At 72.4% G+C, this 12,891-nt stretch carries 14 protein-coding genes; 9 read left to right on the top strand and 5 right to left on the bottom strand.

Annotated elements, in window-relative coordinates; translation table 11 throughout:
- Nucleotides 1–64: 64 nt before the first annotated feature.
- The 5 genes from IF22_RS0114480 to IF22_RS0114460 all read left to right on the top strand — a co-directional run bounded on the left by IF22_RS0114480 (nt 65) and on the right by IF22_RS0114460 (nt 4,812).
- Nucleotides 65–817 (top strand): NUDIX hydrolase, encoded by a 753-nt coding sequence (locus tag IF22_RS0114480; protein ID WP_030332177.1) that lies wholly within the window; start codon nt 65–67, stop codon nt 815–817.
- On the top strand, nt 817–1,785 hold the full coding sequence (locus tag IF22_RS0114475; protein WP_245233625.1) for a serine/threonine protein kinase: 969 nt from the start codon (nt 817–819) through the stop codon (nt 1,783–1,785). Before IF22_RS0114480 ends, IF22_RS0114475 begins: the two co-directional genes overlap by 1 nt.
- A gap of 9 nt (nt 1,786–1,794) precedes the next feature.
- Nucleotides 1,795–2,754 carry a hypothetical protein gene (locus IF22_RS0114470; protein WP_030332173.1) on the top strand — a complete coding sequence of 320 codons (960 nt, stop codon included), beginning with the start codon at nt 1,795–1,797 and terminating at the stop codon, nt 2,752–2,754.
- Nucleotides 2,751–4,013, top strand: coding sequence for an adenylosuccinate synthetase (locus IF22_RS0114465; protein ID WP_030332171.1), 1,263 nt, complete (start codon nt 2,751–2,753; stop codon nt 4,011–4,013). Before IF22_RS0114470 ends, IF22_RS0114465 begins: the two co-directional genes overlap by 4 nt.
- A 181-nt stretch (nt 4,014–4,194) precedes the next feature.
- The gene (locus IF22_RS0114460; RefSeq protein WP_030332169.1) at nt 4,195–4,812 is read left to right on the top strand and encodes a DedA family protein; all 618 of its coding nucleotides are present in this window, start codon (nt 4,195–4,197) and stop codon (nt 4,810–4,812) included.
- 25 nt (nt 4,813–4,837) lie between these two features.
- Here the strand turns inward: IF22_RS0114460 and IF22_RS0114455 are convergent, their stop codons facing one another.
- On the bottom strand, nt 4,838–5,479 hold the full coding sequence (locus tag IF22_RS0114455) for a response regulator (RefSeq protein WP_030332168.1): 642 nt from the start codon (nt 5,477–5,479) through the stop codon (nt 4,838–4,840).
- Nucleotides 5,476–6,627, bottom strand: a complete 1,152-nt coding sequence (locus tag IF22_RS0114450) for a sensor histidine kinase (RefSeq protein ID WP_051708466.1) — start codon at nt 6,625–6,627, stop codon at nt 5,476–5,478. Before IF22_RS0114450 ends, IF22_RS0114455 begins: the two co-directional genes overlap by 4 nt.
- 167 nt (nt 6,628–6,794) lie before the next feature.
- Here IF22_RS0114450 and IF22_RS0114445 point away from each other — a divergent pair, with 167 nt between their 5' ends.
- Nucleotides 6,795–7,466, top strand: coding sequence for a DedA family protein (locus IF22_RS0114445; RefSeq protein ID WP_036411517.1), 672 nt, complete (start codon nt 6,795–6,797; stop codon nt 7,464–7,466).
- Here IF22_RS0114445 and IF22_RS0114440 read toward each other — a convergent pair.
- The gene (locus IF22_RS0114440; RefSeq protein ID WP_030332161.1) at nt 7,441–8,079 is read right to left on the bottom strand and encodes a TetR/AcrR family transcriptional regulator; all 639 of its coding nucleotides are present in this window, start codon (nt 8,077–8,079) and stop codon (nt 7,441–7,443) included. The two genes, IF22_RS0114445 and IF22_RS0114440, sit on opposite strands and share 26 nt — an antisense overlap.
- 67 nt (nt 8,080–8,146) lie before the next feature.
- On the opposite strand from IF22_RS0114440, the gene IF22_RS0114435 reads away from it, so the two are divergent.
- The 3 genes from IF22_RS0114435 (at nt 8,147) to IF22_RS0114425 (ending at nt 11,572) form a co-directional block, all read left to right on the top strand.
- Complete coding sequence (locus tag IF22_RS0114435; protein WP_030332160.1) at nt 8,147–8,599, top strand: SCP2 sterol-binding domain-containing protein; 453 nt, start codon at nt 8,147–8,149, stop codon at nt 8,597–8,599.
- A 1-nt stretch (nt 8,600) separates the two neighbouring features.
- On the top strand, nt 8,601–9,815 hold the full coding sequence (locus tag IF22_RS0114430; RefSeq protein WP_030332158.1) for an acyl-CoA dehydrogenase family protein: 1,215 nt from the start codon (nt 8,601–8,603) through the stop codon (nt 9,813–9,815).
- Nucleotides 9,816–10,009: 194 nt separating this feature from the next.
- Entirely contained in the window at nt 10,010–11,572 is a 1,563-nt protein-coding gene (locus tag IF22_RS0114425) for an AMP-binding protein (protein WP_030332156.1), read from the top strand.
- 19 nt (nt 11,573–11,591) lie between these two features.
- On the opposite strand, the gene IF22_RS0114420 is transcribed toward IF22_RS0114425, so the two are convergent.
- Both IF22_RS0114420 and IF22_RS0114415 read right to left on the bottom strand, forming a co-directional pair.
- On the bottom strand, nt 11,592–12,377 hold the full coding sequence (locus IF22_RS0114420) for a hypothetical protein (RefSeq protein ID WP_030332155.1): 786 nt from the start codon (nt 12,375–12,377) through the stop codon (nt 11,592–11,594).
- The gene (locus IF22_RS0114415) at nt 12,370–12,891 is read right to left on the bottom strand and encodes a SigE family RNA polymerase sigma factor (RefSeq protein ID WP_030332153.1); all 522 of its coding nucleotides are present in this window, start codon (nt 12,889–12,891) and stop codon (nt 12,370–12,372) included. Before IF22_RS0114415 ends, IF22_RS0114420 begins: the two co-directional genes overlap by 8 nt.

The following is a 12,891-nucleotide window of genomic DNA, read 5'->3' as shown; positions in this document are numbered from 1 at the left end:
CAACGGCGCCCCCATGCGTTAAGTTGTTCTCACAGAGAGATGTTCTCAGAATGAGAGTGACACGATGAACGAGCAGGAGTTCCTGGCCGCGTACGACCCCCGGGCCTACCCGTCGGTCGCCGTGACCGTCGACGTGGTGGCGCTGACCATCCGCGAGGACGCGCTGCACCTGCTGCTGATCCGGCGCGGCGAGGCACCCTTCGCCGGGCACTGGGCGCTGCCCGGCGGCTTCGTCCGCCCCGACGAGGACCTGACCGCCGGCGCCCGACGGGAGTTGGCCGAGGAGACCGGGCTCGGCGGCGAGGAGCTGCGCCGCGTACACCTGGAGCAGTTGGGCAGCTATGGCGCTCGCGACCGGGACCCGCGGATGCGGGTCGTCTCGATCGCCCACCTCGCGTTCGCTCCCGACCTGCCGGACCCCGCGGCCGGCAGCGACGCCGACGAGGCGATCTGGCTGCCGGTGACCGCGTTGACCAGCCGACAGCTCGCCTTCGACCACGGCCGGATCATCGACGACGCGCTGGAACGGGCCCGCTCCAAGCTGGAGTACACCCCGCTCGCCACCCGCTTCCTCGCCGCCGAGTTCACCATCAGCGAGCTGCGGGCCGTCTACGAGACCGTCTGGGGGCACCCGCTGCACGCCGGCAACTTCCACCGCAAGGTGCTCTCCGTGCCGGGCTTCGTGGAGAGCACCGGCGCCAGCACCGAGCGCGGTGGGGCCCGGGGCGGTCCCCGCGCCCGGCTCTACCGGGCCGGCGACGCCCGGCTGCTGCACCCGGCGCTTCTGCGCCCCGCCCGCGAGGAGACGGTGCGGTGATGACCACCGAGGCCATCCGCCTGGTCGCTGCCGCCCGCACCGACACCGACCTGTTCGGCACCGATCAGTCGGCCCGCCGCTACCGCGAGCTGGTCGCGGCCCTGCACCCCGACCGCCTGCCGACCGACCCTGCGGTACGCGCCGAAGCCACCGAAGCCTTCATCCACGTCACCACCCGGTGGCAGGCCCGGCGGGTCACCGTCCTCGGCGACTACCGCCTCGGCGCGCCGGTCCACTCCGGCGATCTCGCCGACCTCTACGACGTCGGCGACGACCGGCTGCTCAAGCTGCCCCGACAGCCCACCGACAACGACCTGATGGCCCGCGAGGCGCACGCCCTGCACACCATCGCCGAGCGCGGCGACCCGCGCTACCTGCCGTACGTGCCGAGGCTCGTCGACGAATTCCGGCACCGCGACAGCGTGACCGGCGCCGAACGGCGGATCAACGTGCTCGCCACCGCATCCGGCCTGCACACCCTCGACGAGGTGCGGCGCGCGTACCCGGACGGGCTGGACGCCCGGGACGTGGCCTGGATGTGGCGGCGGCTGCTGGTGGTGCTCGGCCTGGCCCACCGGGCCGGCATCGTGCACGGCGCGGTCCTGCCGCGACACGTCCTGATCGAGCCGGACGCCCACGGCGTGGTGCTGGTCGACTGGTGCTTCTCCGCCCCCGTCGGCAGCACGATCCCGGCGCTGGTGCCCGGCCACGAGGACTGGTACCCGCCCGAGATCGCCCAGAAGCGGCAGTGCGGGCCGGGCACCGACATCTGGATGGCCACCCGCTGCATGACCTCGCTGCTCAACCGCCACGCGCCGCGCGAGCTGCTCACCTTCGCCCAAGGCTGCCGTCAGCGCCGCCTCTCCGACCGGCCCGACGACGCCTGGGGCCTGCTGCGCGAACTCGACCAGGTGCTGGACCGGCTCTACGGGCCCCGCACCTTCCGCCCCTTCACCCTCACCCGCTAAGGAGCTGTCATGGGCAGTGGAATCTGGTCCACCGACGTGTACGACGCCGCCGACCGCTACCGCCGGTCCACCGGCAAGAGCGCCTTCTCCTACAGCGACAGCGGAGCGCGCACCGTGCACCCCGCGCTCGACCCCCGCGACGCGATGCGCGAGAGCCGCGACTCCGCCGAACACCCCAGCTCGACGCCCGTCGCCGTGCTCTTCGACGTGACCGGCTCGATGCGCACGGTCCCACGGATCCTGCAGACCAAGCTGCCGCAGCTGCTCGGGCTGCTGCAACGGCAGGGGTACGCCAGCGACCCGCAGATCATGTTCGGCGCGATCGGCGACGCCACCTGCGACCGGGTGCCGTTGCAGGTGGGCCAGTTCGAGTCGGACAACCGGATGGACGACGACCTCGGCCGGATCGTCCTCGAAGGCGGTGGCGGCGGGCAGATGAGCGAGTCGTACGAGTTGGCCATGTACTTCATGGCCCGGCACACCGTCACCGACAACTGGGAGAAGCGCGGTCGACGCGGCTACCTGTTCATCATCGGCGACGAGCTGGCGTACCCGCAGGTGAAGGCCCGGGAGGTGGCCGCCCTGACCGGCGACAACCTCGCCGAGGACGTGCCGCTGCGGCAGGTCGTCGACGAGGTGACCAGCCGCTGGGACACCTACTACCTGCTCCCCGCCGGCAGCCACTACGCCGGCAACGCCACGGTGCTCGACTTCTGGCGGGACCTGCTCGGGCAGAACGCCGTCGTCCTCGACGACCTCGACGCGGTCTGCGAGACCATCGCACTCACCATCGGCCTCGGCGAACAGGCGATCGACCTGGACGAGGGCCTCCGCCACCTGGACCGGGCCGGCTCCACGGCCACCGGGACCGTGTCGAAGGCGCTGGCCCGCCTGGGCCGGGGACGGCGGGCCGAGGTGTCGACGCTGCCGGCGTTCCGCGACACCACCGGCGGGGTGACCCGGCTGTGAACCATGTGGCGGTGGTCGACCTCGGCTACGGCGACGCCGGCAAGGGCACTGTCGTGGACTGGCTCTGCGCCACCCGTGGAGTGCACACCGTGGTCCGCTTCAACGGGGGCGCGCAGGCGGCGCACAACGTCGTGCTGCGCGACGGGCGGCACCACACGTTCGCGCAGTTCGGGGCGGGCACGTTCCATCCGGGTGTGCGTACGCACCTGTCCCGGCACGTGGTGGTGGACCCGCTGGCGCTGGCCGCCGAGGCCGACCACCTCGCCACGGTCGGGGTGCCCGACGCGCTCGACCGGCTGACCGTCGACGGGGACGCGCTGCTCGCCACCCCGTACCACCGGGCCGCCAACCGGGCCCGCGAGATCGCCCGGGGAGCCGACCGGCACGGCTCCTGCGGGCTGGGGGTGGGCGAGGCCGTCGCGTACGGTCTCGCCCACCCGGACGACGCGCCACGGGTCGCCGACTGCCACAGCCCCGCACTGCTGCGCCGTCGGCTGACCGTCCTGCGGGACCGGTTGACCGCCGAGTTGGGCCCGCTGGACGCGCCACCGATCGAGGACTGCCTGCCCGCGTTCACCGGGTTCGCCGGGCGGGTCGCCATCGTCGACAGCAGCTGGCTGGCCGGGGCGCTGCGCACCGGGACCTGCGTCTTCGAGGGTGCGCAGGGGGTGCTGCTCGACGAGTGGCACGGCTTTCACCCGTACACCACCTGGAGCACCACCACGTTCGCCAACGTCGACAGTCTGCTCGCCGAGGCGGGCCGGCCCGGCGACGTGACCCGGATCGGGGTGTTGCGCGTCGTCACCACCCGGCACGGGGCCGGCCCGCTGGTGACCGAGGACCCGGCGCTGCCGTTCACCGACCGGCACAACGGCACCAACCCGTGGCAGGGCAGGTTCCGGTTCGGCCACTTCGACGCGGTCGCCCACCGGTACGCCCTCGCCGCGGCGGGCGGTGTCGACGGCCTGGCGTTGACCCACCTCGACCTCGCCGGCCCCGGGCTACGGATCTGCCGCCGCTACGACACGACCGACCGGCTCACCCCCGGCCCACCGGGTGACCTGGACCGGCAGGCCGCGCTCACCGCCCGCCTGCTGCGCTCCCGCCCGCTGTACGACGAAGCGCCGCAGGACTGGCCAGCAGCGGTAGGCGCGGAGCTGGACACACCGGTGGTGCTCACCTCACACGGCCCCACCGCCGACAACAAGACCCCACACGGCCCGCTGCTCGCCCCACAGGCCCTGGCCCGCACGGCCTAACCCACCCGCCCAACCCAACCCCGCCCCGCCCCCAACCCGTCGATCTTGCACTTTCGGTTGTCGTTATGCGGCACTTGCAGGGTTTGGTCCAGGCACAAAGTGCAAGATCGGCGCGGGGAGAGGTGGGGGTGATCCCGCGGCTTCGGCCACCGGGCGGGTCGTACCCGGCGAGCATGGGGACATGGATTCCGCGCTCGACCTGCTCCGACAGCTGGTCACCTCACCGTGGGTGTACCTGCTGATCTTCGGGCTCACGGCGGTCGACGCGTTCTTCCCGGCCGTGCCCGGCGAGGCGGCCGTCATCACCGCCGCCGTGCTCTCCACCAGCGGCAACCCCAACCTGGCGGCGGTGATCGTCGCCGCCGCGGTGGGCGCCTGTGCCGGCGACCACGTGTCGTACGCCATCGGGCGCGGTGGCGGCGCGAACCGGCTCGCCGGATTCCCCGACGGCAGCCGCCGACGGGCCAGCTCCGAGTGGGCGCGCCGCGCGCTGGACCGACGCGGTGGGCTGATCCTGACCACCTCCCGGTACCTGCCGGGCGGCCGGACCGCGGTCACCCTCACCATGGGCGCGGTGCGGTATCCCCGCCGGTCGTTCCTGCTCTACGACGCGATCGCGGCGGTCACCTGGGCCCTGTACTGCGGGTTGCTCGGCTACTTCGGTGGGCTGGCCTTCGAACGCCACCCCGTCAAGGGCGTCCTCGCCGGGATCGGCCTCTCGGTGATCGTCACGCTGGGCATCGAGGGCGTCCGGTGGCTGCGGCACCGGGCGCACCGCCGCGCCGCCGCCCGCCACTGACCGGGCCGGATCGGCCTGCCGTTCGTCAGAGCAGGTCGGCGTCGTGCACCAGGATGGCCAGCTGCACCCGGTTGCCCGCCTGGAGTTTCGCCAGCGCCCGGCTGACATGCGCCTTCACGGTGGCCTCGCTCATCGTCAGCTGTCTGGCGATCTCCGCGTTGCCGAGCCCGCGCGCCACCTCCCGGACGATCTCCAGCTCGCGCGCGGTGAGCGGCGCGAGTCGCTGCCGGGCCGCTTCCCGACGGGCCGGACCACGCTCGGCGAACGAGCTGATCAGGCGCCGGGTCACCGTCGGGGCGAGCATCGCGTTCCCGGCCGCCACCGTCCGGACGGCGGCGGCCAGCTCGCGGGGTGGGGTGTCCTTGAGCAGGAATCCCACCGCCCCGGCCCGCAACGCCCGGTGCACGTACTCGTCGAGGTCGAAGGTGGTCAACATGATCACCTTCGGTCCGGCGGAGACCACCTCGGGCGCGACGGTCAGCCCGTCGACGCCCGGCATCCGCACGTCGAGCAGCACCACGTCGGGGCGTAACCGGTGCGCCTGCTCCACCGCGCCGGCACCGTCGGCCGCCTCACCGACGACGGTGATGTCCTCGGCCGCCTCCAGGATCAGCCGCAGGCCGGCACGGACCAGGTGCTCGTCGTCGACCACCACCACCCGGATCACGCCGCATCCGCCAGCGGGATCAGAGCCCGAACCAGGAAGCCGCCGTCCGCGGGCCGGGCTTCCAGTCGGCCGCCGAGCAACTCCACCCGCTCACGCAGCCCGAGCAACCCCTGGCCGGCACCGGGCAGCGCCGTCCCACCCTCGGACGGACCGTTACGGACCAGCACCTCCAGCCCGTCCGGCAGGTAGTGCAGGCCCACGACGGTCTCGGCGTCGGCGGCGTGCTTGCGCACGTTCGTCAACGCCTCCCGGACCACCCGGTACGCGGTACGCCCCAGGGTCGCCGGTAGCGCCGTCGGCACACCCTCGTCCTGCCGGGACACCCGCAGCCCGGCAGCCCGGGACTCCCCGATCAACTCGTCCAGCGCGTCCAGTCCGCGCTCCGGCAGCACGGCCGGGCCGGCCTGTCGCAGCACGCCCAGCACCTCACGCAGGTCGGTGAGCGCCTGCCGCCCGGTGGTCCGGATCAGCGCGGCGGCCTCGACTGTCGCCGGGTCCACGGCGGTCACCTCCAGCGCGCCGGCATGCACCACCATCAACGAGACGCGATGCGCCACCACGTCGTGCATCTCCCGGGCGATCCTGGTCCGCTCCTCGGCACGGGCCTGGTCGGCGCGGGCCTCCTGCTCGCGTTCCAGCCGCTCGGCCCGGTCCCGCAGTGCGGCGAGGGTGTCCCGGCGCGCCCGCACCCAGAGGCCGAAGACCAACGGAAGCCCGACCAGACCGGCGGCGAGGATCAGCACGTTGCCGCTGGTGGCGGTGGTGATCCGGCGGGTGCCGCCCACCTCCAGCCCGACCAGCACCCCACCGGCGAGCACCACCGCCGCACCGGCGAGGTAGCCGGCGAGCCGTCGACCGCGCAGCCGCAGGCCCGCCTGGTACGAGGCGACCACCCCGGCCGCAGCGGCGGCGAGCACCAGCCAGCCGACCGCCGCGACCAGGAACAACGGCCAGCGGCGCGTCCGGATCATGCCGGCGGCCCAACCCGAGGCGACCGCGAGGACGAACGCGACGACGCCCGGCAGCGGGGAGCGGACGCCGATGTCGCCGGTCGAGCTGGCCCAGACGGCTGCCGCGACGGTGACGGCGAGCAGCACCGAGGCGTACCGCTGGACGGCCCGCCGGACGGCGACGGCGCTGGAGGCCACGCTGCGAGCTTAGGGCTCGGCGGCCGGATCGAGGCGTCCCGCGCGGCCAGACCGGGGTGGCGTGAGGGATGACCCCTACCCGCCGTCGGGGCCGGATGCGACCTAAGTAGTGGGGCCCGGCTGACCACTGGCCGATGGCGGCAGCCGCCGCTCCCACCAGCATCAGGATCATGGATCTACTCGACCTGCTGCACGAGACGATGTCCTCGCCCTGGGTGTACCTGGCGATCTTCGCGATCGCGGTGCTCGACGGCTTCTTCCCGGTGGTGCCGAGCGAGACGGCGGTGATCACCGCTGGAGTCTTCGCGGCCTCCGGCGCGCCGTACCTGCCGGCGGTGGTCCTGGTGGCCGCCGCCGGGGCGTTGGTCGGCGACCACGTCTCGTACGCGATCGGACGGGGCGGTGGCGCGCGGCTGCTCGACCGGCTGCCGCCCGGAAGTCGACGCCGGGCCGCGGTCGACCGGGCCCGGCGGGGAATCGCGACGCGCGGCGGGCTGATCCTCACCGTGGCCCGCTACGTGCCGGGCGGCCGGACCGCTGTCACCCTCACCATGGGCGCTGTCCACTATCCCCGGCGACGCTTTCTGGCCTTCGACGCGCTCGCCGCCGGGTCGTGGGGGCTCTACTCGGCGCTGGTCGGCTATCTGGGCGGGTTGGCCTTCGAGCAGGACCCGCTGCGTGGGCTCCTGCTCGGTCTGGGCCTCGCGCTGACGGTGACGGTGGTCGTCGAGGTGGTGCGTTGGCTCCGCGGGCGTCGACGGCGTGCGGCGCGGGCCGACGAGTCGGGCGGCGACGCGGTCCGCGCCGGGGCCGTCAGTCGACCGGCGGACGCCAGGTGACGCCGTGCAGGAGTTGGGCGGCACCGAGCCAGGCCACGTTCATCATCCGGGTGGCGGTCTTCTCCGGGTCGGCGTCCGGGTGGTCCGCGAGCCAGTCGGCCAGCGACTCGGTCGCGCCAACCAGGGCGTACGCGACGACCTCCAGGTCGAGGGCGGCGATCTCGCGGCCCTCGGCGCGCAGCGCGTGGTCGAGCATCCCGGCGACCACATCGACCAGCCGGGCCCGCATGGTGGCCAGCTCGCCGGCGAACGGCTGCTCGCCCCGGGCCTGCCGGTAGAGCACCGCCCAGCCGTCCCGGTGCGCGCCCACGAAGCCGAAGAACGCCCTCAGCCCGCGCCAGAGCCGCTCGTCGGCTGGCAGGTCGGGGGCCGCCGCCCCGGCGATGGCCTGCATCATCCGGGTGCCCTCCCGGTGCAGGCAGGCGACGAAGAGCTCCTCCTTGGTGCCCAGGTACGCGTAGACCATGGGTTTGGAGATGCCGGCGTCCTCCGCGATCTCGTCCATGCTGGCGGCGTGGAAGCCGCGTCGGGAGAAGACCTTGACGGCCGCGTCGAGCATCTGCTGCTCGCGGACGGCGCGTGGCAGGCGCTTGAAGGCGGGAACGGTGGACACCTTGCGAGCATACCTACTCGTGCGTAGGGTTACGCGCGAGTAGCCAAATCTTCGGAAGGCGCACCTGATGACTGACTTCGACCCGGCCACCTTCGCCAACGTCGGCCCCAAGGAGTTCGCCCAGCTGGTCAAGTCCACCCCGGACGACAAGATCGCCCAGGTGATGTCCGGTGACATGCGGGACAAGGTCCTCGGCGAGGTGTTCGGTCGGATGCCGTCGCTGTTCCGCGCCGACCGGGCCGGTTCCACCAACGCGGTCATCCACTGGATCATCACCGGGCGGCCCGACGGCGGCAGCGACACCTACGAGGTGGTCATCGCCGACGGCACCTGCGTCGTCAACGAGACCCCGCAGCACGACCCGAAGCTGAGCCTCACCATGGGCCCGGTCGAGTTTTTGAAGATCGTCTCCGGTGGCGCCAACCCGGTGATGATGTTCATGACCGGCAAGCTGAAGGCGAAGGGCGACCTCGGCCTCGCCGCCAACATCGCCAACCTGTTCGACATCCCCAAGGCCTGACATGGCTGAGTTCTCGCTCGACCTGAACGAGGAACAGCGGGATCTACGCGACTGGGTGCACGGCTTCGCCGCCGAGGTCGTGCGCCCAGCCGCCGCCGAGTGGGACGAACGCGAGGACACCCCGTGGCCGGTGATCCAGGAAGCCGCCAAGGTCGGCCTCTACGGCTTCGAGTTCCTCGCCACCTGCTGGGCCGACCCGACCGGGCTCTCCCTACCCATCGCCAGCGAGGAACTCTTCTGGGGTGACGCCGGCATCGGGCTGAGCATCTTCGGCACCTCCCTCGCCGTCGCCGCCATCTACGGCGCCGGCACCCCCGACCAGATGGTCGAGTGGGTGCCGCAGTGCTTCGGCGACGTCGACTCGCCGGCCGTCGCCGCGTTCTGCACCAGCGAGCCGGAGGCCGGCTCCGACGTCGGCGCGATGCGCACCCGGGCCGTCTACGACGAGGCCACCGACGAGTGGGTGCTCACCGGCCAGAAGGCGTACGCCACCAACGGCGGCATCGCCGGCGTGCACGTGGTCACCGCCTCGGTGGACCCCACGCTCGGCTCGCGCGGCCAGGCGGCGTTCGTCGTACCGCCCGGCACCCCCGGCCTGGCCGCCACCCGTAAGCTGCGCAAACTCGGCCTCCGCGCGTCCCACACCGCCGACGTCTTCCTCGACGGGGTACGCGTCCCCGGCCGCTGCCTGCTCGGCGGCAAGGACGCCCTCGACGAACGGTTGGCGCGCGCCCGCTCCGGGCAACGGGCCAGCGGACAGGCCGCGATGCGCACCTTCGAGTTGTCCCGACCCACCGTCGGCGCCCAGGCGCTCGGCGTGGCCCGCGCCGCCTACGAGTACGCGCTGGACTACGCGAAGGACCGGGTCCAGTTCGGACGCCCGATCATCGAGAACCAGGCGGTCGCGTTCGCGCTGGCCGACATGCGGATGGAGATCGACGCGGCGCGGTTGCTGGTCTGGCGGGCCTCCTGGATGGGCCGCAACAACCGCCCGTTCACCGCCGGCGAGGGCTCGATGTCCAAGCTCAAGGCCGGCGAGGTGGCGGTCTCGGTCACCGAGAAGGCGGTGCAACTGCTCGGCGGGGCCGGCTTCCTGCGTGACCACCCGGTCGAGCGCTGGTACCGGGACGCCAAGATCTACACCATCTTCGAGGGCACCTCGGAGATCCAACGACTGGTCATCTCCCGGGCCATCTCCGGGATGCAGATCCGCTGACCGCCGTCGGCCCGACCGCCTTCGCGCCGGTCGGGCCGACGCGGCCCGGATTCCACGATCTGTGCCGTCTTCGTCACCCCACGCCGACGCCAACTGGGCCCTCAGCCGCGCCCAGTGCATGATCAAAGAAAGAAGCCCTGATGGACGGGGTAGCCGCTGCCCCGTCCGCGTACCACCCCAAGGAGGTCTGCGGCATGGACCTGCCGTTCATCGTCGCCACGCTGACCCGTCGTGGGCTGCTCACCCCCGGCAGCCCGATCCGGGTCGCCTCGCAGCTCAACGCGTTGCGGACGTGGGGGTGGAGCCTGGCAGGCGAGCTACGCCAAGCAGCCGCCCGGGACCCCGGCCGTCCAGCCGTCATCGACGAGGACGGCGTCGAGCTGACCTACCACGAACTGCTCGACCGGGCCGAACGGATGGCCCGCTCGATGCGGGCCGGGCTCGGCGTCCAGGCCGGCGACCGGATCGGCGTGCTCTGCCGCAACCACCACGGGCTGATCGAGACCATCGTCGCCGCCACCCTGCTCGGCGTCGACGCCGTGCTGGTCAACACCGGGCTCAGCGCCGCCCAACTGGGCACCGTCGCCGAGGAACAGCGGCTGCGGCTACTCGTGCACGACGACGAGTTCACCGAGCGCGTCCTCGGCCTCCCCGCCGAACTGACCCGGCTCGACGAACGCGCCCGCGAGGAACTGGTGGCCGGGGCACTCCCGGGCGACCTGCACCCGCCGGAACGCGACGGCCGGATCATCGTGCTCACCTCCGGCACCACCGGCACGCCCAAGGGCGCCCGACGGCCCACGCCCGGCGGCTTCGGCCCGCTGGTGTCCATCATCGACCGCATCCCCCTGCACGCCCGGGACCGGGTGATGATCGCCGCGCCGATCTTCCACACCTGGGGATTCGCCGCCCTCCAGGTCTGCCTGGCGCTGCGGGCCACCATCGTGCTGCACCGTCGCTTCGACCCGACCGCCACGCTCGCCGCCCTGACCGCGCACCGGTGCAACGCGCTCTTCGCCGTACCGGTGATGCTGCAGCGACTGCTGGAGGTGCCCCCGCCGGACCCGCGCCCGCCACTCACCGTGGTCGCGGTCAGCGGCTCCGCCCTGCCCGGTGGGCTGGCCTCCACGTTCATGGACGTCTACGGAGACGTCATCTACAACCTCTACGGGTCCACCGAGGTCTCCTGGGCCTCCATCGCCGACCCCCGGGACCTGCGCCAGGCGCCCACCACTGCCGGTCGTCCACCGCACGGCACCAGACTGCAGATACTCGACGACGACGGCCAACCCGTGCCGGACGGACAGGTCGGGCGGATCTTCGTCGGCAACGAGATGCTCTTCGAGGGCTACACCTCCGGTGCCAACCGGGAAACCCGCGACGGCCTGCTCGACACCGGCGACCTCGGCCGGCTCACCGCCGACGGTCTGCTCTTCGTCGACGGCCGGGCCGACGACATGATCGTCTCCGGCGGCGAGAACGTCTTCCCGTCCGAGGTGGAGGACCTGCTCGCGCAACTGCCACAGGTCCGCGAGGCGGCAGTGATCGGCGTGCCCGACCCCGACTACGGCCAGCGCCTCTCCGCGTTCCTCGCCCTGCACCCCGGGGAGACGCTCGACCCCGAGGCGGTACGCGAATACGTCAGGCACTTCCTGGCCCGGTTCAGCATGCCCCGGGACGTGATCTTCGTGAAGTACCTGCCCCGCAATGCCACCGGGAAGGTGCTCACCAGGGAACTCCGCCGCTACTACGGCTGACGGTTGGGAAGCGCGTCGCTCACGGGTACAGGTTGAAACCCGGCCACCGGCCAATGGTCACCAGCTGATCCTCGGTCAGCAACAGCTGGTCCACGGACGCACCGGGTTGATCCAGCTTGACCACCACCGTTGTCCCATCGGGACGCAGCACCGTCGCGGTAAGGGAGCCGGCACCCGCCGAGTCGGCATCGGTACCCGAGGCCGCCTCGGTCCCGTCCGGGAACCGCTCGACCGAACAGTCGTTACCGGACGGGCCGGCCCGGCATCCAAGAACCGCCCCGAGGGTCGGACGCATCCCGATGACCAGATCGCCCTGGTCACCACCCCTGGACAGCTTGACCGTCACCCCGTAGACGTACCCCGTTATCGTGCGCTCGTACGACAGCTGCGGCAGCGGACACCCGGGCACCCCCGAATCGACAGTCAGCTCACGAGGCAGGTTGACGCTCAGGGCGGTGCGCAGCGCCACGGTCAGTCGGACCACGGCGGCGGCCGGCGGCTCCGACGGGAACGGGTGCGCCGTGCCGTACCGCTCGAACGGCGGCTCGGACCCGCCGGCAGACGCGTTCGGCTGGGCACAGAGTGACGGGCCGGTGTTCGCCGTCGGCTCCCGCGCGTCCCGGTACGGTCCGGTGACCAGTGTCGACGTCAATGCGATCATCGCCACGGCAACCCCGGAGCCGGTCAACGCCCACGCCCGGTGCTGGCGGCGACGCCGGTCGGCCAGGATCAGTTCGTCCACGTCGATCCGAGTCGGCGGCGCCTGGGCGACCGCCGCACGCAGCTGGTCGTGAAGCTCATCCATCGTTGCGTACCTCCTCGACTCGATCCGGCATCGGGGCGAGGCGGGCTCTCATCGCCTCGATACCACGCGCCGACTGGCTCTTGACGGTGCCCGGAGTACAGCCAAGTTCCTGCGCGGTCTCCTCGACGGACAGGTCGCAGAAGTAGCGCAGCACGAGGACCGCACGGCGACGCGGCGGCAGCTCGGCCAGCAGAGCGAGGATGGTCAGGCGGTCCGCCGCGCCGTCGGTGCCAGTGGCCGCGACCGCGCTGTCCGGCACCTCGGCCCAGGCGGCCTCCCGCCGCCACGGCCGACGCCGCTCGTCCAGCCAGACCCGCAGCAGGGTCCGCCGGACGTACGCGTCCGGGTTGGCCATGACTGATACCCGCGACCAGTGCCGGAGCAACTTGACCAGCGCCGTCGACACCAGGTCGTCGGCCGTGTGCCAGTCACCGCAGAGCAGGTACGCCGTGCGGCGCAGCGGCTCCAGCCGCGCACCGACGTAGTCGCGGTAACCCTCGACATCGACCGGCAT

The organism is Micromonospora parva (assembly GCF_000718515.1).
Classification (GTDB): Bacteria; Actinomycetota; Actinomycetes; order Mycobacteriales; family Micromonosporaceae; genus Micromonospora; species Micromonospora parva.
This window is presented reverse-complemented; position numbering and strand designations above follow the sequence as displayed.

Coding starts and splice junctions, on each gene's coding strand:
- IF22_RS0114420 (WP_030332155.1), bottom strand. CDS start 12,377: ATGGATGAGCTTCACGACCAGCTGCGTGCGGCGGTCGCCCAGGCGCCG.
- IF22_RS0114480 (WP_030332177.1), top strand. CDS start 65: ATGAACGAGCAGGAGTTCCTGGCCGCGTACGACCCCCGGGCCTACCCG.
- IF22_RS0114475 (WP_245233625.1), top strand. CDS start 817: ATGACCACCGAGGCCATCCGCCTGGTCGCTGCCGCCCGCACCGACACC.
- IF22_RS0114415 (WP_030332153.1), bottom strand. CDS start 12,891: ATGCCGGTCGATGTCGAGGGTTACCGCGACTACGTCGGTGCGCGGCTG.
- IF22_RS0114460 (WP_030332169.1), top strand. CDS start 4,195: ATGGATTCCGCGCTCGACCTGCTCCGACAGCTGGTCACCTCACCGTGG.
- IF22_RS0114425 (WP_030332156.1), top strand. CDS start 10,010: ATGGACCTGCCGTTCATCGTCGCCACGCTGACCCGTCGTGGGCTGCTC.
- IF22_RS0114470 (WP_030332173.1), top strand. CDS start 1,795: ATGGGCAGTGGAATCTGGTCCACCGACGTGTACGACGCCGCCGACCGC.
- IF22_RS0114435 (WP_030332160.1), top strand. CDS start 8,147: ATGACTGACTTCGACCCGGCCACCTTCGCCAACGTCGGCCCCAAGGAG.
- IF22_RS0114430 (WP_030332158.1), top strand. CDS start 8,601: ATGGCTGAGTTCTCGCTCGACCTGAACGAGGAACAGCGGGATCTACGC.